Annotated in this window: 20 protein-coding genes and 3 tRNA genes; 5 read left to right on the top strand and 18 right to left on the bottom strand. The window is 72.6% G+C overall.

Going from position 1 to position 23,760, the window contains the following annotated elements; all coding sequences use genetic code 11:
• Nucleotides 1-141 precede the first annotated feature (141 nt).
• Together HCC30_RS11015 and HCC30_RS11020 are read right to left on the bottom strand one after the other, a co-directional pair.
• A complete protein-coding gene (locus tag HCC30_RS11015) occupies nucleotides 142-4,215 on the bottom strand; it encodes a PAS domain-containing protein (protein ID WP_169442280.1) in 4,074 nt (1,357 codons plus the stop codon).
• Nucleotides 4,216-4,708: 493 nt separating this feature from the next.
• Nucleotides 4,709-5,182 carry an SSI family serine proteinase inhibitor gene (locus HCC30_RS11020; RefSeq protein WP_169442281.1) on the bottom strand — a complete coding sequence of 158 codons (474 nt, stop codon included), beginning with the start codon at nucleotides 5,180-5,182 and terminating at the stop codon, nucleotides 4,709-4,711.
• A 286-nt stretch (nucleotides 5,183-5,468) separates the two neighbouring features.
• Here HCC30_RS11020 and HCC30_RS11025 point away from each other — a divergent pair.
• Nucleotides 5,469-5,558, top strand: a tRNA-Ser gene (locus tag HCC30_RS11025).
• 292 nt (nucleotides 5,559-5,850) lie between these two features.
• Nucleotides 5,851-5,923, top strand: a tRNA-Arg gene (locus tag HCC30_RS11030).
• Between the two features lie 124 nt (nucleotides 5,924-6,047).
• On the opposite strand, the gene HCC30_RS11035 is transcribed toward HCC30_RS11030, so the two are convergent.
• Nucleotides 6,048-6,965: a TIGR03620 family F420-dependent LLM class oxidoreductase gene (locus HCC30_RS11035; protein WP_169442282.1), complete on the bottom strand. Its 918-nt coding sequence runs from the start codon at nucleotides 6,963-6,965 to the stop codon at nucleotides 6,048-6,050.
• 157 nt (nucleotides 6,966-7,122) lie between these two features.
• On the opposite strand from HCC30_RS11035, the gene HCC30_RS11040 reads away from it, so the two are divergent.
• A complete protein-coding gene (locus HCC30_RS11040; protein WP_169442283.1) occupies nucleotides 7,123-7,839 on the top strand; it encodes a response regulator transcription factor in 717 nt (238 codons plus the stop codon).
• A gap of 61 nt (nucleotides 7,840-7,900) precedes the next feature.
• On the opposite strand, the gene HCC30_RS11045 is transcribed toward HCC30_RS11040, so the two are convergent.
• From HCC30_RS11045 to HCC30_RS11055, 3 genes are all read right to left on the bottom strand, one after another.
• Nucleotides 7,901-8,731 carry a YceI family protein gene (locus HCC30_RS11045; RefSeq protein ID WP_169442284.1) on the bottom strand — a complete coding sequence of 277 codons (831 nt, stop codon included), beginning with the start codon at nucleotides 8,729-8,731 and terminating at the stop codon, nucleotides 7,901-7,903.
• Nucleotides 8,732-8,890: 159 nt separating this feature from the next.
• Nucleotides 8,891-11,452, bottom strand: coding sequence for an MFS transporter (locus tag HCC30_RS11050; protein ID WP_169442285.1), 2,562 nt, complete (start codon nucleotides 11,450-11,452; stop codon nucleotides 8,891-8,893).
• Nucleotides 11,453-11,470: 18 nt separating this feature from the next.
• On the bottom strand, nucleotides 11,471-11,992 hold the full coding sequence (locus tag HCC30_RS11055) for a MarR family winged helix-turn-helix transcriptional regulator (RefSeq protein ID WP_169442286.1): 522 nt from the start codon (nucleotides 11,990-11,992) through the stop codon (nucleotides 11,471-11,473).
• A gap of 203 nt (nucleotides 11,993-12,195) precedes the next feature.
• Here HCC30_RS11055 and HCC30_RS11060 point away from each other — a divergent pair, with 203 nt between their 5' ends.
• Complete coding sequence (locus HCC30_RS11060) at nucleotides 12,196-12,405, top strand: hypothetical protein (protein WP_169442287.1); 210 nt, start codon at nucleotides 12,196-12,198, stop codon at nucleotides 12,403-12,405.
• An 85-nt stretch (nucleotides 12,406-12,490) separates the two neighbouring features.
• Here HCC30_RS11060 and HCC30_RS11065 read toward each other — a convergent pair whose 3' ends face one another.
• The 8 genes from HCC30_RS11065 to HCC30_RS11100 all read right to left on the bottom strand — a co-directional run bounded on the left by HCC30_RS11065 (nucleotide 12,491) and on the right by HCC30_RS11100 (nucleotide 18,093).
• On the bottom strand, nucleotides 12,491-13,159 hold the full coding sequence (locus tag HCC30_RS11065) for a hypothetical protein (protein ID WP_240979504.1): 669 nt from the start codon (nucleotides 13,157-13,159) through the stop codon (nucleotides 12,491-12,493).
• 186 nt (nucleotides 13,160-13,345) lie between these two features.
• Complete coding sequence (locus HCC30_RS11070) at nucleotides 13,346-14,410, bottom strand: RNA polymerase sigma factor SigF (protein WP_169442288.1); 1,065 nt, start codon at nucleotides 14,408-14,410, stop codon at nucleotides 13,346-13,348.
• A gap of 299 nt (nucleotides 14,411-14,709) precedes the next feature.
• Nucleotides 14,710-15,555 carry an RNA polymerase sigma factor SigF gene (locus tag HCC30_RS11075; protein WP_169442289.1) on the bottom strand — a complete coding sequence of 282 codons (846 nt, stop codon included), beginning with the start codon at nucleotides 15,553-15,555 and terminating at the stop codon, nucleotides 14,710-14,712.
• Nucleotides 15,556-15,830: 275 nt separating this feature from the next.
• On the bottom strand, nucleotides 15,831-15,995 hold the full coding sequence (locus tag HCC30_RS11080) for a hypothetical protein (protein WP_169442290.1): 165 nt from the start codon (nucleotides 15,993-15,995) through the stop codon (nucleotides 15,831-15,833).
• Nucleotides 15,996-16,380: 385 nt separating this feature from the next.
• Nucleotides 16,381-16,465, bottom strand: a tRNA-Ser gene (locus tag HCC30_RS11085).
• Nucleotides 16,466-16,534: 69 nt separating this feature from the next.
• Nucleotides 16,535-17,038 carry a tRNA adenosine(34) deaminase TadA gene (tadA, locus tag HCC30_RS11090; RefSeq protein WP_240979505.1) on the bottom strand — a complete coding sequence of 168 codons (504 nt, stop codon included), beginning with the start codon at nucleotides 17,036-17,038 and terminating at the stop codon, nucleotides 16,535-16,537.
• Between the two features lie 98 nt (nucleotides 17,039-17,136).
• Nucleotides 17,137-17,670 (bottom strand): hypothetical protein, encoded by a 534-nt coding sequence (locus HCC30_RS11095; RefSeq protein WP_169442291.1) that lies wholly within the window; start codon nucleotides 17,668-17,670, stop codon nucleotides 17,137-17,139.
• A gap of 219 nt (nucleotides 17,671-17,889) precedes the next feature.
• A complete protein-coding gene (locus HCC30_RS11100; RefSeq protein ID WP_169442292.1) occupies nucleotides 17,890-18,093 on the bottom strand; it encodes a hypothetical protein in 204 nt (67 codons plus the stop codon).
• A 93-nt stretch (nucleotides 18,094-18,186) separates the two neighbouring features.
• On the opposite strand from HCC30_RS11100, the gene upp reads away from it, so the two are divergent.
• The gene (gene upp / locus HCC30_RS11105) at nucleotides 18,187-18,822 is read left to right on the top strand and encodes a uracil phosphoribosyltransferase (protein WP_169442293.1); all 636 of its coding nucleotides are present in this window, start codon (nucleotides 18,187-18,189) and stop codon (nucleotides 18,820-18,822) included.
• Nucleotides 18,823-18,892: 70 nt separating this feature from the next.
• Here upp and HCC30_RS11110 read toward each other — a convergent pair whose 3' ends face one another.
• The 4 genes from HCC30_RS11110 to HCC30_RS11125 all read right to left on the bottom strand — a co-directional run bounded on the left by HCC30_RS11110 (nucleotide 18,893) and on the right by HCC30_RS11125 (nucleotide 23,467).
• Entirely contained in the window at nucleotides 18,893-19,573 is a 681-nt protein-coding gene (locus HCC30_RS11110; protein WP_240979506.1) for a LytR C-terminal domain-containing protein, read from the bottom strand.
• A 168-nt stretch (nucleotides 19,574-19,741) separates the two neighbouring features.
• The gene (locus HCC30_RS11115) at nucleotides 19,742-20,038 is read right to left on the bottom strand and encodes a type II toxin-antitoxin system VapB family antitoxin (protein WP_003999914.1); all 297 of its coding nucleotides are present in this window, start codon (nucleotides 20,036-20,038) and stop codon (nucleotides 19,742-19,744) included.
• Nucleotides 20,039-20,175: 137 nt separating this feature from the next.
• Nucleotides 20,176-21,720: a M28 family peptidase gene (locus HCC30_RS11120; protein WP_169442294.1), complete on the bottom strand. Its 1,545-nt coding sequence runs from the start codon at nucleotides 21,718-21,720 to the stop codon at nucleotides 20,176-20,178.
• 334 nt (nucleotides 21,721-22,054) lie between these two features.
• Nucleotides 22,055-23,467 carry an acyltransferase family protein gene (locus tag HCC30_RS11125; protein WP_169442295.1) on the bottom strand — a complete coding sequence of 471 codons (1,413 nt, stop codon included), beginning with the start codon at nucleotides 23,465-23,467 and terminating at the stop codon, nucleotides 22,055-22,057.
• Between the last annotated feature and the right edge of the window lie 293 nt (nucleotides 23,468-23,760).

Below are 23,760 nucleotides of genomic sequence, written 5' to 3' on the forward strand. Positions count from 1 at the left end.
ATAAGGGGCGCGGGGAACTGCGCAAGGCCTCAGCCCCGACGCAGCCGCACCCCGCACCGTGGCGGGCGCGGCTGCGCTTGCCGGCCCTGCGCCTATGGCGCAGACCTCCCAAGCGGGGTGCCCCCCCGCAAAGGGCCCCGCCTAGTGCGCGCCGATCTTCGTCAGGAGGTCGACGATGCGGGACTGGACCTCCGCGCTCGTCGACCGCTCCGCGAGGAACAGCACCGTCTCGCCGGAGATGAGCCGCGGCAGCTGCTCCGGGTCCAGGTCCGCCGAGGTGTAGACGACGAACGGGGTCCGGTTCAGCAGGCCGTTGACCCGCAGCCAGTCGATGATCCCGGCACGCCGGCGGCGGATCTGCATGAGATCCATGACCACCAGGTTCGGCCGCGCCTCGGCCGCCACGTTCACCGCCTCGGAGTCCGAGGGCGCGTGCGCGACCTGCATGCCGCGCCGCTCCAGCGACGCGGTCAGCGCACCCGCCACCGCCTCGTGCTCCTCCACCAGCAGCACCCGCGGCGGGTGCTGCTCGCTGTCCCGGGGCGCCAGCGCCTTCAGCAGCACGGCCGGGTCGGCGCCGTACGCCGCTTCCCGCGTCGCCTGGCCCAGACCCGCCGTCACCAGCACCGGAACCTCCGCCGCCACGGCGGCCTGCCGCAGCGACTGGAGCGCGGTACGGGTGATCGGCCCCGTCAGCGGGTCGACGAACAGCGCCGCCGGGTAGGCCGCTATCTGCGCGTCGACCTCCTCGCGCGAGTGCACGATCACGGGCCGGTAGCCGCGGCCGGCGAGCGCCTGCTGCGTGGAGACGTCCGGTTCGGGCCACACCAGCAGCCGGCGCGGGTTGTCCAGCGGCTCGGGCGGCAGCTCGTCGTCGACGGGCCCGTCCGGCACGGAGGTGCCCCGCCCGTCCGAGACCTCGACGAGGCTGTCCGGACCGTCCAGCGGCTCGGGCCCCTCGGCGGAACCCGCCGCCGGAGCGCCTATCGCGAACTCCCGCGCCGGGCCCTCTCCCTGGGGCTGCGGCTGCGGCATCGGTCCCGGCGGGGGCTGCGGCGCGGCGGCCGGAGCCTGCGGCGCCTGCCCGGCGGCGTCGGGCGCCTCCTCCGGCGGTGCCGCCAGTCGCCGCCGACGGCCGGAGCCGGGCGTCGAGGGGGTGGACGGTATGGCCGTCGCGGTGGACGGTACGGCCATACCGCCGCCCTCCGTCCGCTGCTGTGGCTGCTGCTGTTCGGCGATCCGCTGCGAGAACGGCACGCCCTGGCCGAGCGTCCGCACGCACGGGCCGCCGTCCTGCGCCTCGCCCGGGGGCACCGGCTGCTCACCGGCCTCGGGCTGCGGCAGCTGCTCGGCGGCCGGGACGCCGTCCTGCGCGGGCACAGGACCGGCCGACTGCGGCTGCTCCTGCGGGAGTTCACGCGGCAGCGGCATGGCACCCGGGGGCGTCCCGGGCGCGTTCGCGCCGCTGTCCGCTGCGCCGTCGGCACCTTCGGGGGCGTCGGCGGCGGCTTCCACGCCGTCGGCAGCCGCGTCACCGGCGCCGTCCTCCGGGGACGGGCCGTCGGCTGGTCCGGCCTGGGCGGGCAGCATCGGGGTCTCGCCGCCGGCGGGCAGCGCGTGCGGGCCGGGTGCGGCCTGCTGGGGCTGCTGCTGTCCGGGCGGAGCCGCGAACTCCGGCCCCTGCGCGGGCACTCCGGCCGGAACCGCCTGCGCGCCGGGTGCCTCCAGCTGGGGACGTCCCTGCTGCGGCGAGGGCTCGGCCACCGGCCGGTCCTCGGGGCCGGCCTGCGCGGGCAGCGCCAACTGGGCGCCGCCCTGCGCCGCTTCCGGCTCCGGCTCGGCACCGTTGCCGACGGGACGCCGGCCACGGCGGCCGGTACCCGGCTGCACCTGTTCCGGTACGGGCCCGGCCTGCGGGTCGCCCGCGCCCTCCTGCGCGGGGGAGGCCAGCGCGCGCCGGGCGCGCCTGCCGGTGCCCTGCGCCGGTACGGGAACGTCCGCGCGGGCGTCCGCGGCCGCCGGGGGCAGCGCGAGCGCGCCCCGGGCGCCCGACTCGTCCTGCGCCAGGGCCTGTTCGTGCTGTTCCTCCGCCGGGCTGGGCCGGCCGCGCCGCCTGCCCGTCGGGCGGGGCGCTTCGGCGACGGCCGCGGCGGGAAGCTGCTGCGGCGCCCCGGCCTGCCCCTCGGCCTCGCCGGATTCCGGGCCGGAGACGTCACCGGGAACGGCCAGCGCAGTACCGGGACCCTCGCCCTGGGCGGCGGGCATCATGCCGTCCGCGCCGTCCTCGGGCGCCTGCGGCGCCGTGCCGTCGCTGGTCCAGGCGCCGCCCGTGCCGACGGCCGCCGACCCTTCGGCGGCCTGCAGCTCCGTGCCGCGCACCGGCTGCGCCGGGACGGGCATCACCGTCGTCTCGTTCTCCCGCTCCACGGAGTGCGCGCCCGGCAGGCCGTCGTGGCCCGCCTCGTACGCGACTCCCGCGCCGTCCGTGGCACCCGGGACCGGCTCTGCGGCGCCCGCCTCGGCGCCCTCGCCGGGGACTTCGCCCGGCTCGCCCGGTACGGGAGCCTCGACCGGCGCTCCGGAACCGTCGGTTCCGGCACCGGGCTGCTGAGCCTGCGCGCCGTACTCGACGGAGCCCGTGCCGCCGGTCCGGCTGCCGTCCTCGCCCGGCTGGCCCGCGCCCGTGCCGACCGTGCCGGGGCCGCCGTCCGCGGAGACCGGCACCTCCAGCACGTACGCGCTGCCGCCCGCGGCGCCCGGCACCTCGTGCGTCTGGAGCACGCCGCCGTGCCGGCGCACGATGCCGCGCACGATCGGCTCGTGCACGGGGCTGCCGCCGCCGTGCGGCCCGCGCACCTCGATCCGGACCACGTCACCGCGGCGCGCGGCGGCGACCACGATCGTCGAGTCGACGCCCTGCGCCGCCTGCACGGGGGTGTTGCCGAGCGCGTCCACGCCGGTGACGTCGGCGACGAGGTGGGCCAGCGCCGTCGACAGCCGCTCGGCGTCGACCTCGGCCTCGACCGGCGGCGCGTGCACGGCGAACTGGGCCCGCCCGGGGCCGATCAGCTCGACCGCGCGGTCCACGCCGTTCGCGACGACCTTGTCCAGCGGGGTCATCTCGCGGCGCAGCTTCTCCTGCCCCGCGTCGAGCTGCTGGTAGGCGAGGACGTTGTCGACGAGCGCGGCCATCCGCCCGTATCCGGCGGTCAGATGGTGCAGCACCTGGTTCGCCTCGGGCCACAGCTGGCCCGCCGGGTCGGAGGCCAGTCCGGCGAGCTCGTCGCGCAGCTGGTCCAGCGGCTTGCGCAGGGTCTCGCCGAGCACCGTCCGCAGGTGCTCGTGCCGCGCGGTGAGGTCCTCGTACGCCCGGCGGTCGGTGAACGTCAGGACGGCGCCGACGAGTTGATCACCGTCCCGCACCGGGGCCGTGGTCATGTCGACGGGCACGCCCTGCCCGCTCTTCGTCCACAGCACCTGCCCCGCGCGCACCCGGTGCTTCCGGCCGGAGCGGAGGGTGTCGGCGAGCGGGGTCTCCTCGTACGGGAGCGGGGTGCCGTCGGCGCGCGTGTGGTGCACGAGCGGGTGCAGTTCGCGCCCGCCGAGGTCACCGGCGCGGTGGCCGAGGATCTGCGCGGCCGCCGGGTTGACGAGGACGATCCGCCCCGCGGTGTCCACCCCGACGACGCCCTCGGACGCGGCGCGCAGGATCATCTCCGTCTGGCGCTGCTGGCGGGCGAGTTCGGACTCGGTGTCGAGGGTGCCGGTCAGGTCGCGCACGACCAGCATCAGCAGCTCGTCACCGGTGTAGCTGTTGCCCGAGCCCGCGCCGTGGTGGTCGGTGGCGAAGGCGGCGTCGATCGCGGAGGCGTACGGGGTGCGCCCGTCCTCCAGGTTGGCGCTGGTCACCTCGACCGGGAACTCGGCGCCGTCGGTGCGCCGCGCGACCATTCTGGTCGGCTTCTGGCGCTCCCGCGGATCGGTCTCCTGGTCGGGCCTGCGCATCGAGCCCGGAATCCGCTTCGAGTCGAACTCGGGCAGCAGATCCAGCAGCCCGCGCCCCACAAGAGCCGTACCCGGAGTCTCGAACGCCTCCAGCGCGATGGCGTTGGCGTTCACCACCGTGCCGTTGCAGTTCACCAAGAGCAACGCGTCGGGCAGTGCGTCGAGTATGGCTGCGAGGCGAGCAGCGCCTCGGGATGGCCTGCTGCTCACGACGACATTTCCTCCCTGATAACCCCACGGTGCATGTGACCGGACGCGCCCCGCACCCCGTGCGGGATCGGGGCCCGGTCCCGGCTGCCGGTCTGCCGGGGACCGCGACAGTGCCACGGGAGGGAGTCTACGGGCCGAGCTTGTGCGTGAGGCGGCGGATCCGCGACAGAAAGGTGAGCGCACGGCCCCGCCGGGCCCGCCCGCGAGGACGCTCCGGCGCCGATCTCCCGTGCGTCGGGGGGCCGTTCGGCGACGCCGCCCGGGGCGGGTTCGGGCGGCGGAATTTCTTCGGGTTTTCTCGTCGCGTGCATGCCGGGGGCGTGCGCCCTCCCGCCGAAGTCCTACCGGATCTGCCCAACCCGCTCGGAGACTGCGGAACTTCACCCGGCGTGACGGGTGCGAAGTACCCGAAGTACCGGCAGAGGAGGGGAGAAGGGGCGCCCCGGCGGGCAAACCGGACGCACTCCGTCCGCTCCTCTGCCCGGCCCGCCGGTCAGTCCTCCCGGCCGGCCTTCGGGAGCGCGGGTACGAGGGCGTCCCAGCGCGCGGTCTCGCAGCCGTCGGTGCGCTTGAAGTGCGCGTCCACCTCGCGGCCGCGCCAGGTGCCCCTGATGTGTGCCGTCGCGGAGCCGCCGTAGATCTTCGTGCAGTTCTCGTCCGGGTGGACGGGACGGAACGGGTCGCGGTCGCCGCGGCTCGCGTCCAGCAGCGCGGCGCAGGCGGCCTCAGCGCGCGGGTGGTCGCCGCCCGGAGGCTCGCACTCCAGCCGGTACAGCCCGTCCTTCGCCGAGTACCTGCTGTCGGTGACGGTGAAGAACAGCTGGTGCGAGCCGTCCGGCGGTGCGGCCTTCCCGGGTCTCGCCGGGGGGCCGGCCGGGGCGGACGCGGAGGCGGCGGACCCGGTCAGGCCCGCGGCGAGCGCGAGCACGGAGACCAGGACGGTGAGGGACGCGTGGCGACGCGGCATGGTCTGCTCCAGATGTGTGCGTCGGTGGCAGCCGCGGGCCGGCGGCATCGCTGTCCCGGCCCCCGGAACGTGCGGATGTCCCATGACTGTCCCCCGTCCCCCGCGGTCCTAACGCGAAGCGGCCCCGCCTGCCGCCGTACGGGCAGGCCCCGGCCGGGGCGCGGGGTGCTCCGTAACGCTTTGCCCAGCGGCGCGGCGACCGAGTACTGTAGGGGCCGATTGGAGACAGCCGTCCCGGCTGTGCCATCATCGGCACACACCACGACATCGCTTCGCGGGTGTGGTTGGAGGCTTCGCCTAGTCTGGTCTATGGCGCCGCACTGCTAATGCGGTTTGGGGCAACCCCCCATCGAGGGTTCAAATCCCTCAGCCTCCGCACTTGATCCCCGGATCACGGAAACCCCGGCTGTTCTCAGCCGGGGTTTCTTCGTGTCCGGGGGTGTACTCGCGCCTGTTCGGTTCGGGGGACGCCCTCTTGCGGTCCGGGCCCGTGACGGCGGTCACTCCGAGGCCTTTGCGGTCGGGGCGTACCCGTGGGGCAGATCTGGTGCTGAGGAAGTTTCCGCAGGTCAGAGGCGGTCTGGCTATCGGATTTCGCCTCTGGGCGCGGTTCATGTAATGTTGTTCCCGCAACGCCGACGGGGCGGAAAAAACGGCCCGGAAGCCAAGCGCTCGTAGCTTAACGGATAGAGCATCTGACTACGGATCAGAAGGTTGCAGGTTCGAATCCTGCCGAGCGCACACCGCCGAAGAGGCCGGTTCCGATCAGGAACCGGCCTCTTTCGTGTTTCCGCCACACCGACGCGCCGCCCGGCCCCGTGGGAAACGCGGGGCCGGGCGGCGCGGGTTCACCGCGCCGTCGCGCTCACGCCCTGCCCGCGCCCCGCCCGTCCAGCGGAAGTGCCCGGGCGAGGGTGCGCCAGGATTCGCAGGGGAGGGAGTCGAACTGGGCCTCGGGGAGGACTACTTGGACGGCTACGTGGTCGGCGCCGGCGGCGAGGAACTCCTCGGTGCGGGACGCGGCGGTGTCGGCGTCGCCGATCGCGTAGACCGCGTCCAGGAGGCGGTCGCTGCCGCCGTCGGGGAAGTCGTCCTCGGTGAAGCCGAGGCGGAGCAGGCTGTTGCGGTAGTTCTCCAGCGCGAGGTAGCGGCTGAGGTAGCCGCGGGCCGTGGCGCGGGCGCGTGCGCGGTCGGTGTCGAGGACGACCTTGAGTTCGGGCGCGAGCAGCGCGCCGGCGCCGAGGGTTTCCCGGGCCCGCGCCGTGTGCTCGGCCGTGACCAGGTACGGGAGCGCGCCGAGGGTGCGCTCGCTCGCGAGCTTGAGCATCTTCGGGCCGAGCGCGGCCAGCGCGCGCCGTTCTGCGGGGAGCGGCTCGGGTGCGGCGTCGAGGGCGTCGAGGTAGGTGCGCATGGCGGTGTAGGGGCGGGCGGCGAGCGGGTTGCTCTCCGTCGTCGCGCCGCGGGTCTCGGAGTGGCTGACGCCGAGGCCGATGAGGAGCCGGTCGCCGTGCGCGGCGCTCAGCTCCGCGTGCCGGGCGGCGAGCTCGGCCGCCTCGTAGCGCCAGATGCTGAGGATGCTGCTGGCGACGGTGATGCGGGAGGTGGCGGCCAGTACCGGCTCGACGAGCTCCAGGGGCGGGTCGCCGCCGAGCCAGAGTGTGCCGTAGCCCAACTCCTCCAGTTCCGCCGCGGCTTCGGCGATCTCGCCGCTCCGTGCCGGGTCCGGGTTGCGGAGGCCGGTGTTCCAGATGCCGATCGTGCCGAGGTGCTCGTGAGGTGCCATGGGAACGTCAGCCGGGCGGGGGCGCGGGCTATTCCGCGCCGGGCGATACTGTCGCCCGGGCGGTACGTCAACCACTCGGACGGGTGCCGCCGGGATTCTCAGACGATTCACAGACTGTGGACAGTCTGTTCTCAGAGACCGTCAGCAGTCTGGTCCCATGAACGCCGCTACGCATCCCTCGCGCGCCCTGCGCGTGCTCGTGGTCGACGAGGAACCGTCCCTGACCGATCTGCTGTCGATGGCCCTGCGCTACGAGGGCTGGCAGGTCCGTGTGGAGCGCGACGGCGCCGGGGCCGTACGGACGGCCCGCGGCTGGCGGCCGCACGCCGTCGTGCTGGACGTGAAGCTGTCCGGGACGGACGGGCTGACCGTGCTGGGGAACCTGCGCCGGGAACTGCCGGACGTGCCGGTGCTGTTCCTCACCGCGAAGGGCGCGCTGGAGGACCGGATCGCGGGGCTGACTGCGGGCGGCGACGAGTACGTGACGAAGCCGTTCAGCGTCGAGGAGGTCGTCGCCCGGCTGCGCGGGCTGCTGCGGCGGGCCGGCGCGATGGAGGAGCGCACGCCCGAATCGGTGCTCGTGGTCGGTGACTTGAGGCTGGACGAGGAGAGCCACGAGGTCTCGCGCGGCGGCGTCGGCATCCACCTCACGGCCACCGAGTTCGAGCTGCTGCGCTATCTGATGCGCAATCCGCGCCGGGTGCTGAGCAAGGCGCAGATCCTGGACCGGGTGTGGAGCTACGACTTCGGCGGCAAGGCCAACGTCGTCGAGCTGTACATCTCCTACCTGCGGCGGAAGATCGACGCGGGGCGGGAGCCGATGATCCACACGCGGCGCGGCGCCGGATACCTGCTCAAGCCCGTCGCGGCCTGACGGACGAGCGCGGCGGTGGGCACCCCGGGCGCCCACCGCCGCGCTCGTACGTCGCCGCCGGTCAGAAGGGCAGCGTCTCGCCCTGCACGGCCTGGATGTCCAGGTCGACCTTGAGGGTGGTGCCGATCGCCGCGATACCGGCGGCGACGACCTGGTTGTAGTTCATCGAGAAGTCCTCGCGCCGCAGTTCGGCGCTCGCGCGGAAGGCCGCGCGGGTGCCGCCCCACGGGTCGGGCCCGGTGCCCAGGTACGTCAGGTCCAGGTCGACGTCCCGGACGACGCCGTGCATGGCGAGTGTGCCGTGCACCGTCCAGCGGTCCGGTCCCGCGGTCTCGACGGAGCTGCTGCGGTAGGTGATCTCGGGGTACTCCTCGACGTTGAGGAAGTCGCCCGACTTCAGGTGGCCGTCCCGCATGCCGTTGCCGGTGTCGATGCTCCCCGCGCGGATGACGGCCTGGACGGCCGACTTCTCCGGCTGCCCGTCGATGTCGATGCGCCCGCTGAACTCGGTGAACCGGCCGTGCACGCTGGTGATGCCCAGGTGCTGCGCCGTCGCCGCCACCGTGGAGTGCATCGGGTCGATCGTCCACGGCCCCGGCGGGGGCAGTTCGACGCCGCCCTGCCGGGCCAGCACCAGCGTGCCCAGGTCGGCCCGGCCCGCCGCGGTGACCATCGCCGTGGAGGCGGCCGGTGCGTAGCCGATGGCGGTCGCGATGACCGTGTACGGGCCGGCGGGCAGAGCCTCGCCGCTGCGTATGACGCCCTCGTCGTCGGCCTCGGCGCGCAGGACCTGTGCGCCCGTCATGTCGGTCACGGTCAGCACCGCGTGCTGGACCGCCCATCCGTCGCGGGTGCGGACCTGTGCCCGTACCCCCGCGCCTGCGCCTGCCATCGTTCTTCGCTCTCCTTCTCGCTCAAGACTGGCCCCGGCACCCCGCGTTGCGGGCCGTCCCCTGCCCGCGTTCCCAGCCGCGGGAGTGCCGGGGCCTTACCCGGCCGGTCCCGTGGGCGCGCGCTCCGCTCGAACTCGCGCGCCCACCGGACCGGGGGATCATTCGTCCGGGTGGTGCAGCTCGATGTTGTAGCCGTCCACTCCGGAACCGCCCACGTTCAGGGCGTTGGCCACCGGCGGGTAGCCGCTGGCGATGACCGAGTAGTCGCCCTGGTCCAGGTCGGTGAAGGCGTACGCGCCGTCCTCACCGGTGGTGGAGGTGGCGACCACGTTCCCGGCCGCGTCGACGAGCGTGACCCGCGCGTCGGCCAGCGGCCTGCGGTCGGCCCCGGCCCGTACGACGCCCTGCACGCGGGCACCCGCGGCGAGGTCGACGGTGATCCGGGTGATGCCCTGTCCGTCGACCTCGACGGGGCGGGCGACGGGGCGGAAACCGCTGCCGTTGACGGCGACGGTGTAGCTGCCGGTCACCAGCTCGTCGAAGCCGAAGTCGCCGCGGTCCCCGGTCTTCCCGGTGGCCAGGACCTCGCCGCGGACGTCGGTGACGACGACCATCGCGTCCGGGACGGGCGCACCGTCGGCGGCGCTGCGGACCAGGCCGGCGAGGCCGCTCGTGCCCGAGAGCAGGATGTCGTGGCTGAGCATCTCGCCGCCCACGAGCACCGTGGACGCCTGCGGCTGGTGGCCGTCGGCGGCGGCGATCAGGACGTAGGAGCCGGGCTCGGGCGCGTCCAGGCTGTAGGCGCCGTCGCCGTGTGCCACGGAACGGCCCAGCTGGCGGCCGCTGAGCGAGATCAGCGTGACCGCGGCCCTGGGCACGCCGGCACCGTCCGCGTTGCGGACCGTGCCGCGTACGCCGTAGCCGGTCGGGCCGGTGCCGCCGCCGGCCGAGGCCATCGCGGCGAGGGGCTGCCGCACGGTCTGGGGCTGCGCCTCGTCCCCGTGCTGCGGGGCGCCGACGAGCGCGGGCTCGGGCTGCGGGGCGGCCTGCGCGGCGGCGGCTTCGGCGGGGGTGTCCGCGCCGTCGCCCTGCTGCTCCAGGCTGTCCTGCTCCAGACCCGACTTGGTGTTCAACGGGACCTCCTTGATGAACAGCACGAAGATCAGGGCGAGCAGCGCGACCGGCGCGGCGTACAGGTAGATGTCGCCGATGCCGTGGCCGTACGCGCTCTCGATCACGGTGCGGATCGGCGCGGGGAGCTTGGACAGGTCCGGGATGGCGCTGCCGCCGCCACCGGTGGGTCCGCCGTGCTCCATGCCGATCTTCGCCATGCCGTCCTCGACGTAGTGGCTGATCCGGTTGGAGAGCACCGCGCCGAGCACGGAGACGCCGACGGCGCCGCCGAGCGAGCGGAAGAAGTTGATGGTGGAGCTGGCCGCGCCGAGGTCGGAGGCGGCGACCTGGTTCTGGGTGGCCAGCACCAGGTTCTGCATCATCATGCCGACGCCGAGGCCGAGCAGCGCCATGAAGATCGCCATGTGCCAGTACTCGGTGTCGTACCGCAGCGAGCCCAGCAGGCCGAGGCCCGCGGTCATCAGGACGCCGCCGGAGCAGAGCCAGATCTTCCACTTGCCGGTCCGGCTGATGATCTGGCCGGAGATGGTGGTGGAGAGGAACAGGCCCGCGATCATCGGGATCGTCATGACGCCGGCCATCGTCGGCGACTTGCCCCGCGCGAGCTGGAAGTACTGGCTGAGGTAGACCGTCGCGCCGAACATCGCGATGCCGACGAACAGGGAGGCCAGGGCCGCGAGCGTGATGGTGCGGTTGCGGAACAGCCGCAGCGGGATGATCGGCTCCTGCACCTTCGACTCGACGAGCACGAAGAGGAGCGCCAGCACGATGGAGCCGCCGACCATCGTGTACGTCTGCCACGACAGCCAGTCGTACTTGTCACCGGCGAAGGTGACCCAGATCAGCAGCAGCGAGGCGGCCGCGGCGACGAAGAACGCGCCGAACCAGTCGACCTTCACGTCCCGCTTGACCACCGGCAGCTTCAGCGTCTTCTGGAGCAGCAGCAGCGCGATCACGGCGAAGGGGATGCCGACGTAGAAGCACCAGCGCCAGCCGAGCCAGTCGGTGTCGGTGATGACGCCGCCGAGGAGCGGGCCGCCGACCGTCGCGACGGCGAAGACGGCGCCGATGTATCCCGTGTAACGGCCGCGCTCCCGGGGGGAGATCATCGCGGCGATCACGATCTGGGCCAGCGCGGAGATGCCGCCCATGCCGATGCCCTGCACCGCACGGGAGGCGATGAGCATGCCCGGGTTCTGCGCGAAACCGGCGCTCGCGGACGCCACCACGAAGATCACGATGGCCGTCTGGACCAGGACCTTCTTGCTCACGAGGTCCGCCAGCTTGCCCCAGAGCGGGGTGGAGGCGGTCATCGTCAGCAGCGAGGCCGTGACGACCCAGGTGTAGGAGCTCTGTCCGCCACCCAGGTCGGAGACTATTCGGGGCAGTGCGTTGGAGACGATCGTGGACGACAGGATGGCGACGAACATGCCGAGCAGCAGCCCGGACAACGCCTCCATGATCTGTCGGTGCGTCATCGGAGCCGCGCCGGCGGAGGCGGCGTCCGCGTGCGGCTGCGCCGCGTGCTTCGCTCCGCCCCCGTCACCGGCTCCGTGCACACCGTGAGTTGGTGTGGTCGTGGCCATTCGCTTCCTTCTTCTCGCTCAGTTCTGTGCGGTGGTCTGCTGCCCGGCCTCCCGCGTGGGCGGGCGTGCCGGGTCCGCGGTCTGCCGCGGCAGGTCCTGCGGGGCGCGGGTACGGCAGTCCCCGAAACTCGTGCGCAGGCGCTCCAGCAGCGCGTTCAGCTGGGCGACGTCGTCGTCGGACCAGTCGTGGAGGTAGTGGGCGAGGGCCTCGGTGACGCCCTCGGACAGCTCGTTCAGCAGTTGTTGTCCCTGTGGGGTGATCCGCAGCAGCCGGGACCTGCCGTCCTGCGGGTCGGGGTGACGGCCGATCCAGCCGTGCTCGGCGACGTGCGCCACATGGCGGCTGGTGACCGACATGTCGATGGCCATCAGCTCCGAGAGCCTGCTGGCCCGCATCTCTCCGTACTTCGCGAGCAGGGAGAGCACGGCGGCCGAGGCGGGCGGACATTCGGGGGGCAGTCCCCGCGACATCTCCCGTTTGACGGCGCCGATGCCACTCAGATGACGGGAGAGCTCTTCGTACTGACTGCGTTCGGCCATCCGTCACCCCTGGACGATTTGTTGCTTAGGGCAACCATAGGTCTGGTTAGTTGCTGCACGCAAATTGATTTCGGGGCATGCGGAGCAAACTTTCCACCAAGGCTCGGTGTGTTCCGCGCCAAAATCGTGATCATGGCCACCCCCGCGACGCCGCCCCACCAGGGCTGTTTCGGCCCCCGCGCGACGCGCTAGTCTCCTGCCCCATGGCTCACAACCCCCACGCCCCGCAGGGCCCCGACGGCCAGCACGACCCCGCGGGCAGCACCCAGATGTTCCGTGCCTTCGTCGACGAGGCGGGCCCGAGCGCCCAGGCGGCACCGCAGGACCGGCCGGGCCCGCGCGTCGGCCTGATCGCCGGTGTCGTCGCGGCCGTGGTGATCGTCGCCGCTGCCGCCTGGCTCGCCTTCGCCTGACCCGACCACGCCCGACCCCGACCACGCCCGACCGCGCGCCCGCGGGCCCGCCGGCTTCGCACCGGGTCCCGCGGGTCCGCCGGCCTCAGTCCTTCCAGCCGGAGGCCTTCACCTCCCGCGTGTCCACCCGCATCCCCAGGGGGACGCGCCAGGGGTCCACGCAGAGCTTCCAGGTCTTCTCCTTCTTCTCCCCCGCCTCCAGCGGCACGGGCAGCTCACGCTCGGACGTGACCGTCGCCCAGTCCACGCCCAGCGCGCCGATCACATGCGTCGCGAACCGGACGGTGCCCGACGTCACCGGCTCCCCGCCCTCGTTGCGGAAGGCGACGGTGACCTTCTCGCACCACCGGTCGCCGGCCTTCTCCCCCTCGGGCTTGCCGACCTCCAACAGCGCGGGGCCCGTCCGGTCCTTGTCCTTGCCCTTGTCCGGGTCGTCGGCGGCCTCGTCCCCGTCCCCGGTGTCCGCGCCGTCGCCGGGTGTCTCCTCGGGGGAGCCGGACGCGTCCCCGCCGGGCGTCGCGCCGTCCGCGGGCGGTGAGCCGGTGCCGGGCGGGGGAGCGGGGGTGCCGGCGTCCTCGTCCGGGGGCTCGGGGGCGGGCGGCTGCCGTTCGGCGTCGTCCCGTTCCAGGGGGGTGAGCGCGACGCCGTCCTCGGGCGGGACGTTCCGCGCGGAGCCGCCGTCGTCCCGTGGCCCGGCGGCGCCGACGGCGACCCAGCCCTCGCCCTCGCCGCCGCTCGTCCCGCAGCCCGTCAACAGTGCGCCCGCGCAGAGAAGAGCCGCCGGGGCGGTCAGTCTCCCGCCGCCCCGACGGCTCGTCGTGTGGTCACGCGGCCTCTTCGTTCCCAGCACTCGCCGTTGCCGTCGCATCGGCACAGTGTCGGTGACGCCGCGTCAGATGTGAATGCCTCCGCCCGTATCCCCCGCATTCCGGACGCCTCCTCAGTCCTCCGTGATCAGTCCCTCGCGCAGCTGGGCAAGCGTCCGGGTCGGCAGCCGGGAGACGTGCATCTGCGAGATGCCGACCTCCTCGCCGATCTGCGACTGGGTCATGTTCGCGAAGAAACGCAGCATGATGATCTGCCGCTCGCGGGGCGGCAGTTTGGCCAGCAGCGGCTTCAGCGACTCGCGGTACTCGACGCCCTCCAGCGCGGTGTCCTCGTACCCGAGCCGGTCCGCGAGCGAGCCCTCGCCGCCGTCCTCCTCCAGCGAGGGGGAGTCGAGAGAGGAGGCGGTGTACGCGTTGCCGACGGCGAGACCGTCGACGACATCGTCCTCCGACACCCCGAGGCAGGAGGCGAGTTCGGCGACCGTGGGCGAACGGTCGAGGGTCTGCGACAGCTCGTCGCTGGCCTTCGTCAGCGCCAGCCGCAGCTCCTGGAGCCGCCTGGGCACGCGCACCGACCAGGAGGTGTCCCGGAAGAAGCGCTTGATCTCGCCGACGACCGTGGGCATCGCGAACGTCGGGAATTCCACGCCCCGTTCGCAGTCGAAACGGTCGATCGCCTTGATCAGGCCGATGGTGCCGACCTGGACGATGTCCTCCATCGGCTCGTTGCGGCTGCGGAACCGCGCCGCCGCGTACCGCACCAGCGGCAGGTTGAGCTCGATGAGCGTGTCCCGGACGTACGCCCGCTCCGTGCTGTCCGACTCCAGCGAGGCGAGCCGCAGGAACAGGGAGCGGGAGAGGGTGCGGGTGTCGATCGCCCCGTACCCCGTCGCGCCGACCGGGGTCGCGGGTACGTCCCCGGCCGAGGGGCCCGTGACGTCGGGCGCGCCGGTCACGACGGGCGCTTCGGACAGGTCACCGGTGAGGCCGTGCGCCTCGGCGGCGTCCGGCGTGAGGGCATCCGGTGTGATGCCGCCTGGCACGAGGTCCGACGCGACATCCGGCGCGATGCCGTGCCGTGCGTCCCCTGTGACGTCGCCGGGCAGTGTCTCCACGGTCGCGGTCTCCACGGTCGTGTCGTCTGTGAGCACCTTCGAGCTGCCCAGTTCTACGGACATGCCACCCCCTTGAGGTCGCGGACGGGTCGCAGCGGCGCCCTCGCGGCGAGGGACACACCTCCCCCTCCATACCGGAAGAGCCGCTGCGGCAAACGCAGCTCTTGCAGAATGTCACAAGTCAGCAACGCGACGTAGCTTCATGTCGATAAAACTGCACAGCCGAGGGCCTGGTGACGGGGCGGAACGCCGGGAGGGTGTCGCTCTATCCGGTTACGCGTCGATTCGATGTACGCGTGACCGTGCGCCGGTCCGGCTCGGACCGGCGCACGGTGCGGGGAAGATGGTTCGCCCGGGGTCGCTCACGCGTCGATACGGTTCGCGGCGCGCAGCCGCGCAAAGCTTCGCGAGAGCAACCGCGAGACATGCATCTGGGAGACCCCCAGCTCGGCACTGATCTGTGACTGCGTCAGATTCCGGTAGTAGCGCAGCAGCAGGATCCGCTGCTCGCGCTCGGGAAGCTGGACGAGCAGATGCCGGACCATGTCGCGGTGTTCGACGCCGTCCAGCTCCGGGTCCTCGTAGCCGAGCCGGTCCAGCAGCCCGGGCGGACCGTCCTCGCGCTCCTGCGCCGCCTCCAACGACGTTGCGCGGTAGGCACGTCCGGCCTCGATGCAGGCCAGCACGTCCTCCTCGGCGAGCTTCAGGCGCTCCGCGATCTCGGCGGTCGTCGGCGAGCGCCCGAGCAGCGTCGTCAGGTCCTCGGTGGCGCTGCTGACCTGCACCCACATCTCGTGCAGCCGCCTGGGGACGTGCACCGTGCGGACGTTGTCGCGGAAGTAGCGCCGGATCTCGCCGATGATCGTCGGCATCGCGAAGGTGGGGAACTGGACGCCGCGTGCGGCGTCGAAGCGGTCGATGGCGTTGATCAGGCCGATCGTGCCGACCTGGACGACGTCCTCCATCGGCTCGTTGCGGCTGCGGAAGCGCGCCGCCACGTACCGCACGAGCGGCAGGTTCGCCTCGATCAGCGCGGCCCGTACGCGTTCGTACTCGGCGGAACCGTGCGACAGCTCGGAGAGCTGCTCGAAGAGCACCTGCGTCAGGGCCCGCGCCTCGGCGCTGCGCTTCCGGGCGGCCGTTCCTCCGGCAGTGGTCTCCGCCGAAGGTTCGCCGGAAGGCTCGGGGAGGGTCGCGGACCCGTCCACTCAGTCACCACCCCTTCACGGTGCAGGTTGGTCTCGCTCTGTCCGTCAAGGCAAAGCGGTCATAGCATCACAAGACATGTGCACTATGTGCAAGCACCGTAAAACGCCGTGTTGTGGGCGAGTTGGGGCCTAGTACGCGTATCGGACGCGAAGCGGAATCCCTTGAAGCGGGCCGGGACGCGCGTGCCGCCGGACAGCGCGAAACCCGCCGTCCGAGGAGCGGCGGGCCGGTTTCCGGGGGCTCGGCGGGGGCGTGGATCGCCCCGCGCGGAGGTTCAGCGCACGAGCTCCGACATGAACTGGCCGACGCCCTGCGCGGCGCTCGATATGCCCTCGAAGCCGATCTGCACCAGATCGGCGGCCCGCGCCGGCGAGGTGATGATCGTGTACAGCACGAAGACGACGACCACGTACAGCGCGATCTTCTTGGCCTGCGCCATCGCCATTCCTTCCCCCGTGACCGAGTGTCGTTCCTCTGTGCGGTCGTGCAGTCTAACGGGGCATTCCCTGGTGGCGATCCGGACGTCGGGCCCAAAGCCCCAGCAAACAGGGCCCTTTGACCCCTGCCGAATCCGCGCGGCCGACCCGAGCATGGACGTGAGGTCTTCCGGAGCGAGACGGCGGTTCGGCGGACCGGACGGCGCCCTCTGCGGGGCTCGCGGACCCCGGTCCGCGGCCTGGGCCCGTCCTCGCGAGGGGGAGGCGGCACTGTCCCCCGAGGCCACCTCTCCCTCGCCCCTCAACCGGCCCGCCGGGCAGGGGAGTTCGGGTGCTGGAGACGACGAAGGGCCGGACCCCGTGGGGTCCGGCCCTTCGTCGTAAGAGCGGTAGCGGTGGGATTTGAACCCACGGAGAGTTTCCCCTCACTCGCTTTCGAGGCGAGCTCCTTCGGCCGCTCGGACACGCTACCGAGAGGAACTCTAGCCCACACCCGCCCGTGTGCCGAAATCGGCGCCGGGCCGCGCGGTTGTGTCCCTGGTCACGCCGGGTCTCGCGGGGTCCGGAAGAACTCCGTGAGCAGCTCCCCGCACTCCCGCGCGCGCACCCCGTGGATCACCTCGGGCCGGTGGTTGAGCCTGCGGTCGCGGACGACGTCCCAGAGCGAGCCCGCGGCGCCGGCCTTCGCGTCGACCGCGCCGTAGACGACCCGCGCGAGCCGGGAGAGCACGATCGCGCCCGCGCACATGGTGCACGGCTCCAGGGTGACGAGCAGGGTGCAGCCGTGCAGCCGCCAGCCGCCCAGCGCGGTGGCCGCCTCGCGGATCGCGAGCACCTCGGCGTGCGCGGTGGGGTCGCCGGTCGCCTCGCGCTCGTTGTGCCCGCGCCCGAGCACCGCCTGGTCGGGGCCGAGGACGACGGCGCCGACGGGGACGTCCCCGGTCGCCGGGGCCAGCGCGGCCTCCCGCAGCGCCTCGCGCATCGGCTCCGTCCAGCGCTCGCGCACCGGGTCGCCGCTCGTGCCGTCCTCGTGTGTCGTCCCCATGCCCACCAGTTTCCCCCTGCGCGGGGGTGCGGACGTGCGAGGGGCGGCGCAGGCCCGTGGGCCGTGCGCCGCCCCTGTGGTCCGGCGTGCGGGTGCGGTCAGCGCACCGCTTCCAGGACGTCGGTGCAGCCGAGGGCGTCCGCGATCTCCGAGAGCGCGTCCTCGGGGGTGAGGGTGATCAGGGCCTTCTCGTCCATGCCGAGGTCCGAGAGCAGGTCGGCCGCGCCCAGCGGTCCCGGCGGGGCGTCCGGCTCCTCCGTGTCGCTGTCGTCGGCGGTGGAGTTCTCCGGCTCGCCGTCCTCCGTGCCGTCCAGGTCGACGAGCTGGTCGAGCGCGTCCGGGTCCTCCGGTTCGCGGCCCAGCAGTTCGTCGGAGAGCAGTATCTCGCCGTAGCTGCTGCGCATCGCTGCGGCGGCGTCCGAGACGAAGACGCGCGGGTCGTCCTCGCCGTCGATCCGGACGACGCCGAACCACACACCCTCCTGCTCGATGCAGACGAGCACGGTCTCGTCGTCGGTCGTGGCCTCCCGGGCCAGGTCGGCCAGGTCGGCGAGGGTCTCCACATCGTCGAGCTCCGTGTCGCTCGCTTCCCACCCGTCTTCGGTGCGCGCGAGCAGTGCGGCGAAATACACCGTGACTCTCCCACTGGTTTCTGAAGTGCCCGAGTCCTGCTGACGAGGACTGTTCCCCCGCCCCTCGGAATCGTGGCAGAAACCGGCGCTGTGAGAAGGGTCTTCGGCGGTGCGTCTTGGCGAGGATTGCCCGGATCGTGCGCGCCGCCACTCACTTGATGACGTACGGCGACGGATCAACGACGTACCGTCACGTCGATCGGGGTGCCGCGGGCGGGGCTACAGGCGGAAGGAGCGCATGCGCATCGCGTGCCGCATGCGTTCGGCGCGGGCCCGGCGGGGCTGCACGCGGTCGCGGAGTTCCTTCGCCTCGTTCAGCTCTCGGAGAAAGCGGGCCCGTCGGCGGAGCCGTTCCGCTTCGGCGGCCTTGCTCCCTGCTGCGGCGGTTTTCCCGGAATCCCCGGGCTGGCGCGGGTCGGGCATCGGCAACACCTCCGGCGTCCGTCCCTACCTTCCCCCCACGCGACGTGGGTACGCCAGTACGGAGCGGCCATGCGGCTCGGTTACTGTCGAAGGATGCGGACCCACGTCGTCGACCACCCGCTGGTGGCGCACAAACTGACCACCCTGCGCGATGAGCGCACCGACTCCCCGACCTTCCGTCGGCTGGCCGATGAGCTGGTGACGCTGCTCGCCTACGAGGCGACGAGGGACGTGCGCACCGAAGAGGTCGCCATCAACTCCCCGGTCACCCGGACCACCGGCGTGCGGCTCAAGCACCCGCGCCCCCTGGTCGTCCCGATCCTGCGGGCCGGGCTCGGCATGCTGGAGGGCATGGTCCGGCTGCTGCCGACCGCCGAGGTCGGCTTCCTCGGCATGATCCGCGACGAGGAGACGCTCCAGGCGTCGACGTACGCGACGCGCATGCCCGACGACCTCTCCGGCCGCCAGGTGTACGTGCTCGACCCGATGCTCGCGACGGGCGGCACCCTCGTCGCCGCGATCCAGGAGCTCATCGAGCGCGGCGCCGACGACGTGACGGCGCTGTGCCTGCTCGCCGCCCCCGAGGGCGTCGAGGTCATGGAGCGCGAGCTGAGCGGCACCCCGGTGACGGTCGTGACCGCCTCCATCGACGAACGGCTCGACGAGCAGGGCTACATCGTCCCCGGCCTCGGCGACGCCGGCGACCGGATGTACGGCACCGCGGGCTGACCGGACCGCACCCCGGAAACACCGCACCCGGCTCCCTCGACGAGGGGGCCGGGTGTTGTCGTACGGGCGCTCAGCGCTCGCAGCGGCTGGGGGAGGGCTTCGGGGACGGCTCGGGGTTGTTCAGCGCGTCCAGGGCCTTCTCGGCGTCCTGCTTCTTCGCCAGCTTCTTGAAGCCGTCGCCGATGACGAGGTCGACGTCCGAGCCCTTGCGGTCCTCGTACTTCTTCTCGCCGCCCGCGACCTGCGTGCCCAGTACGGCGAGGCTCGCGGTGGTGTCCTTGCCCGGCGCCCCGACGAGCAGGGCCGAGCCCTTGACCTTCTTGTCCAGCGCGGGCGGGGCGTTGCCCACCTCGCCCGGCTTGAAGCCGCGCTTCTTGAGCTCGTCCGAGGTCCGCTGCGCGAGCCCGCTCCGGTCCGTCGCGTTCAGGACGTTGACGGTGATGCTCTTCGGCGCCGGGTACTTCACGTCGCTCTTCGCCGGGTCCGGGGCGGGCTTGTCGTCCTTGGCGGAGCCGGGGGCCGCGCAGTCCGGGGGCGAGTCCTTCTTGCCGGAGGCGCTGGCCTGGCTGCTGCCGCCGGTGAAGGCGTCGAGGAGCTGGAGCGAGCCCCATCCCAGCAGGCTGAGCGTGGCGATCACGGCGACGGTCGCGAACGCCGTCTTCCGCCGGCCACGCGGCCTGCGCATGCGCGGGTAGCGGTCACCTTTGACGCGGTATTTGCCGCCCATGCCGGGGGGAGTGAGCATGCTCATGTGCGCAGCGTAATGCGGGGTGACAGAGCTGCCTACTAAACGATCAGCCCATTACGCCGACCCCGCCCCAATTGACCCCGAATGGCTGCCCGGACGGGACGGCGGACGTAGGCCGACGGGGGCGGACGGAGGGCCCGGCGGGGGACGGGTGTACGGAGGCGCGGCCCGTCAGTCGAGTTCGAGGACGCGGGCGTGCAGGACCTGGCGCTGCTGGAGCGCGGCGCGCACCGCGCGGTGCAGGCCGTCCTCCAGATACAGGTCGCCCTGCCACTTCACGACGTGGGCGAAGAGATCGCCGTAGAAGGTCGAGTCCTCGGCCAGGAGCGTCTCGAGATCGAGCTGGCCCTTGGTGGTGACCAGTTGGTCAAGGCGCACCGGGCGAGGAGCGACATCCGCCCACTGGCGGGTGCTCTCCCGGCCATGGTCGGGGTACGGCCGCCCGTTTCCGATTCGCTTGAAGATCACACGGAAAGCCTACCGGGACGTCGGGGCCCGGCGCAGCCTCCGGTGGGCGCCTGTACCTCGTACCGGCGGCTGTGACCGCGTCCCGTGGGAGCGTGCTCCGATGCGTGATAGTAGGCCGACGGGGGATGAACCCGGCGTTACGGAAGGGCGTCCGCCGACCACGCGTAGTGGCCGACGGCGTCGGCGATCACCTTGACGTTGACGTCGAACGCCCGGTGGTCGAGGTTGTCCAAGCCGTCGCACTCGCGGTGGTAGCAGGGGTCGTACGGTTCGCCCGCCTCGCCGCCCCACAGTTCGCGCTCCGCCCGGCCCTTGGTGTCCTCGGCGCCGGTGAACGTGCCGCCGGACGGGATGCCGGCGGCGACGAACGGGGCGTAGTCGGAGCGGCCGTCGAAGTCCTTGCCGCGCGGGGTGTGGCCGTGCGAGGTGAGGAACTCCTCGATGCCGCGCTCCAGTTGGCCCGAACCCTCGGGGCCCGGGCCCGCGCCGTCGCCGTCGGAGTCGTCCCCGTCGTAGACGAACAGGCCCGGGTTGGGGGAGGCGATCATGTCGAAGTTCAGGTAGAGCGCGATGCGTTCGCGCGCGTGCCGGGGGAGTTCCCGGACGTACGCCTCGGAGCCCTGGAGGCCCATCTCCTCGGCGGACCAGAGGGCGAAGCGCACCTTGTTCGGGGGCCGTCCGTCCGTCTTCAGGTCGGTGGCCTCGGCGAGGCTCTGGGCGGACTCCAGGATTCCGGCCGCTCCGGAGGCGTTGTCGTTGATGCCGGGGCCCTCGTGCACCGAGTCGAGATGGGCGCCGAGCATCACGACCCGGTCCGCGTCGCCGCCCGGGGTCTCGGCGAGGACGTTGGCGGTGCGGCGCCGCTCCCGGAGCTCGCGCAGGTCCACCGTCAGCGAGACCTTGTCCTCGCGGGCCGCCTTCGCCAGGCGCTCGCCGTCCTGCCGGGTCAGGCCGCCGGTGGGGATGCGGGCGGCGTCCGGGGTGTCGAGGCTGCCGTGCAGCGGTCCGTCCTCGGTGTTGTAGATCAACGCCGCGGCGGCGCCCGCCTGATGGGCCGCCGCCTGCTTCTCGGCGAAGGTGCAGCCGCCGCGCCGGATCAGCGCGATCCTGCCGTCGAAGTCGCCGGAGTAGTCCGCCGGTTCGCAGCCGGTGCTCTTGTCCTTGTCCGGGGGCACCTCGCGCAGCTGCGCCTTGGTGCCGCCCTTCGGCGTGCTCCGGCTGTACTTCAGCAGGCTCACCGGGACGCCGGCCTCGTGGGGCGCGTGCACCGTCAGCTGCTGCGCGACGGCCTCGCGGTAGGTGAACGTGAAGTGCTGGTACGTGACCTCGTACCCCGCGTCCCGCAGCACCTTCGCCGCGTACCGGGCCGACCTCGCGTGCCCCTCGGTCCCCGCCGCGCGGTTCCCGCCGCTCGCGCGTGCGGCGGCGTCGAGCGCCCGTACGTGCTCCATCGCGCCGTCCGCGCCGGAACGCCGGACGAGCTCGCGCGCCTGGCGGTCGCCCTCGCTCTCCGGTGCGCGGGCCCCCGCGGAGGCCGTCGCCGGCGTCGAGGCCGGGGCGGGGGAGAGGAGGAGGGGGACGGCGAGTGCGGTGGTGACGGCGGCGGCCAGGGCGCGGTGGCGGGTGCGGCGCGCGGTGGGGGCTCGGGTGCCTCGGTGACCTCTGCGGTGTGAAGCGTGCACAGTCGGGTTCCTTCCGGTTCCCCACGGCGGTGACGGGCCGTGGGCCGGGGGCTGTGGCTTGGGGGCTCGGGGTCTTCGGGGTGTGCGCGGGCCGGGGCTCGCGGCTGGGTGCGGGGTGGTCCCGGGCGCCGGCGTTCGCGTGACGGGCGGTGTCCGGCTACCAGGCTGCGTCAGCTCCCGCGATCGTGCCTGTTCGCGGCCGGCTTGCGGGGGCGGGGCGCCTGTGCGGGCCCGGAAAAGGGTGAGGCCCGGACCGTGGGGGTCCGGGCCTCGGTTTGTTCTCACGTCGCGCGCCGGTGGGGCGCGGAAGTTCCCGTCGGGCGGCGGGAGTTGGTCAGCCGCTGTGGGTGAGCTGCTCCTGCTGCTGAGGCTGTGGCTGCCGTGGCTCGGGGGCCGGGGCGCCGGAGCCGCTCGGTGCGGTGGACACGCGCCGGCGGGCCTCGGCGGCCGGGTCCTCCTTGAAGGCCCAGGTCATCTTCGGCTCCATGGCGAAGCGGAAGACGCGCTGCACGGGCGTGGTGCACAGCACGGTGACGACGGCCGCCGCGATGACGGTGACGACCACCGCGCCCCACGGCGTGTGCGGCCAGTCCGCCTCGTACCAGTCCCAGAAGCGGGAGCCCTTGGCGAGGAAGCCGTGCAGCAGGTAGCCGTACAGCGTTCCGGCGCCGAGGACGGTGAACCACATGTGGCGGCGCGGCACCCAGGCGAGGAAGCAGGCGGTGAGGACCATCGAGCAGCCGAACATCGCCAGCGTCATGACCACGCCGACCCACCACGGGACGCCCAGTTCCTGCGCGCTGTCGCGGTGGTAGAACCACTGCGAGTTCATGCGCTCGACGGCCCAGTAGGAGAAGACCAGCGAGGCGAGGACGACCGGGACGGACAGCAGGCGTGCCTGGCGCGTCCGGACGAGGTCGAAGTGCTCGGGCTTGAGGAAGAGGCCGATCACGAAGAACGGCAGGAACTGCAGGACCCGTTGGAGGTCCAGGTCGTCACCGATGTCCGGCGAGATGGACGCCAGGACGGCGATGCCGAGGGCCAGCGGGACCGGCCAGCGCACCATCTTCCACAGCGGGGTGGTGAGCCGCCAGATGAACAGCGCGATGAGGAACCAGGTGAGGTACCAGGGGTCCAGCAGGCTGATCGGGTAACCCGGGTCGTCGTCGGCGTAGCGCTTGAACAGCGTGTACGCGATCTCGAACAGGATGTACGGCACGGCGATGCCCGTCACCAGCCGCTTGAGCTGGTGCGGCTTGCCCTGGAAACTCCGGGAGAAATAGCCGGAGATGACCATGAAGGCCGGCATGTGGAACGCGTAAACGAAAATGTAGAGCGCGGCCGCCGCCCGTGAGTCGTCCCTCAGCGGTTCCCAGGAATGGCCGAGAGCGACGAGGACGATGGCCAGATATTTGGCGTTGTCGAAGAACGGGTCCCGTGCTTTCGCCTGGGATTTCGCCGGTGCCTCCTGGCCGGTGGACGCGGTCGGCCCGGCGCTGCGGGAACCGCTTCCGGTCAGTGCGGCGGCCTTGGCCCTGGCGCCCGCCCTGGCCTTGGCGGTGAAGCGGCGGGGGGCGGCATGGGCGGCGCGGCCGCCCTGGCGGGAATCGTGCGGGGGTTGTTCCGGTGGGGGTTCCGGGCGCGACGCCTGGGGTGGTGCGGCGCCGGGCACGGCGTCGGGGTGTTCGGGACGGGCCGGGGGAAGCGGGGAGCGCGGGGAAGAGCGCTGATGCAGGCCATCGGTCATCGGGCCTCCCGGCAAGGCCTTCTGCCACGTGCTGCCTGTGCAGAGCGCGAAGCGGCGTGGAACATCGACAGCACTGTAGTAGCGGTGCCGTGGTGCGTAAATTCACCCCCGGGCGCCTGCGGCGGAGCCGAACGTACCGAATCGGGACGTGTGGTGCGTGCTGAGGCCCGTGGTGTTGCGGAGGTCGCATCGGGGGCCCTTCTTTCTCCTTCTCGTGTGACCAACTCCCTTTGCGGGAAAGAGCGTTACGCTGTAGTTCTACAGACGTGTAGAAGGTGGACGGGGTGGGCCTG

Origin of the sequence: Streptomyces sp. HNM0574 (assembly GCF_012726235.1) — a bacterium.
Lineage (GTDB): Bacteria > Actinomycetota > Actinomycetes > Streptomycetales > Streptomycetaceae > Streptomyces.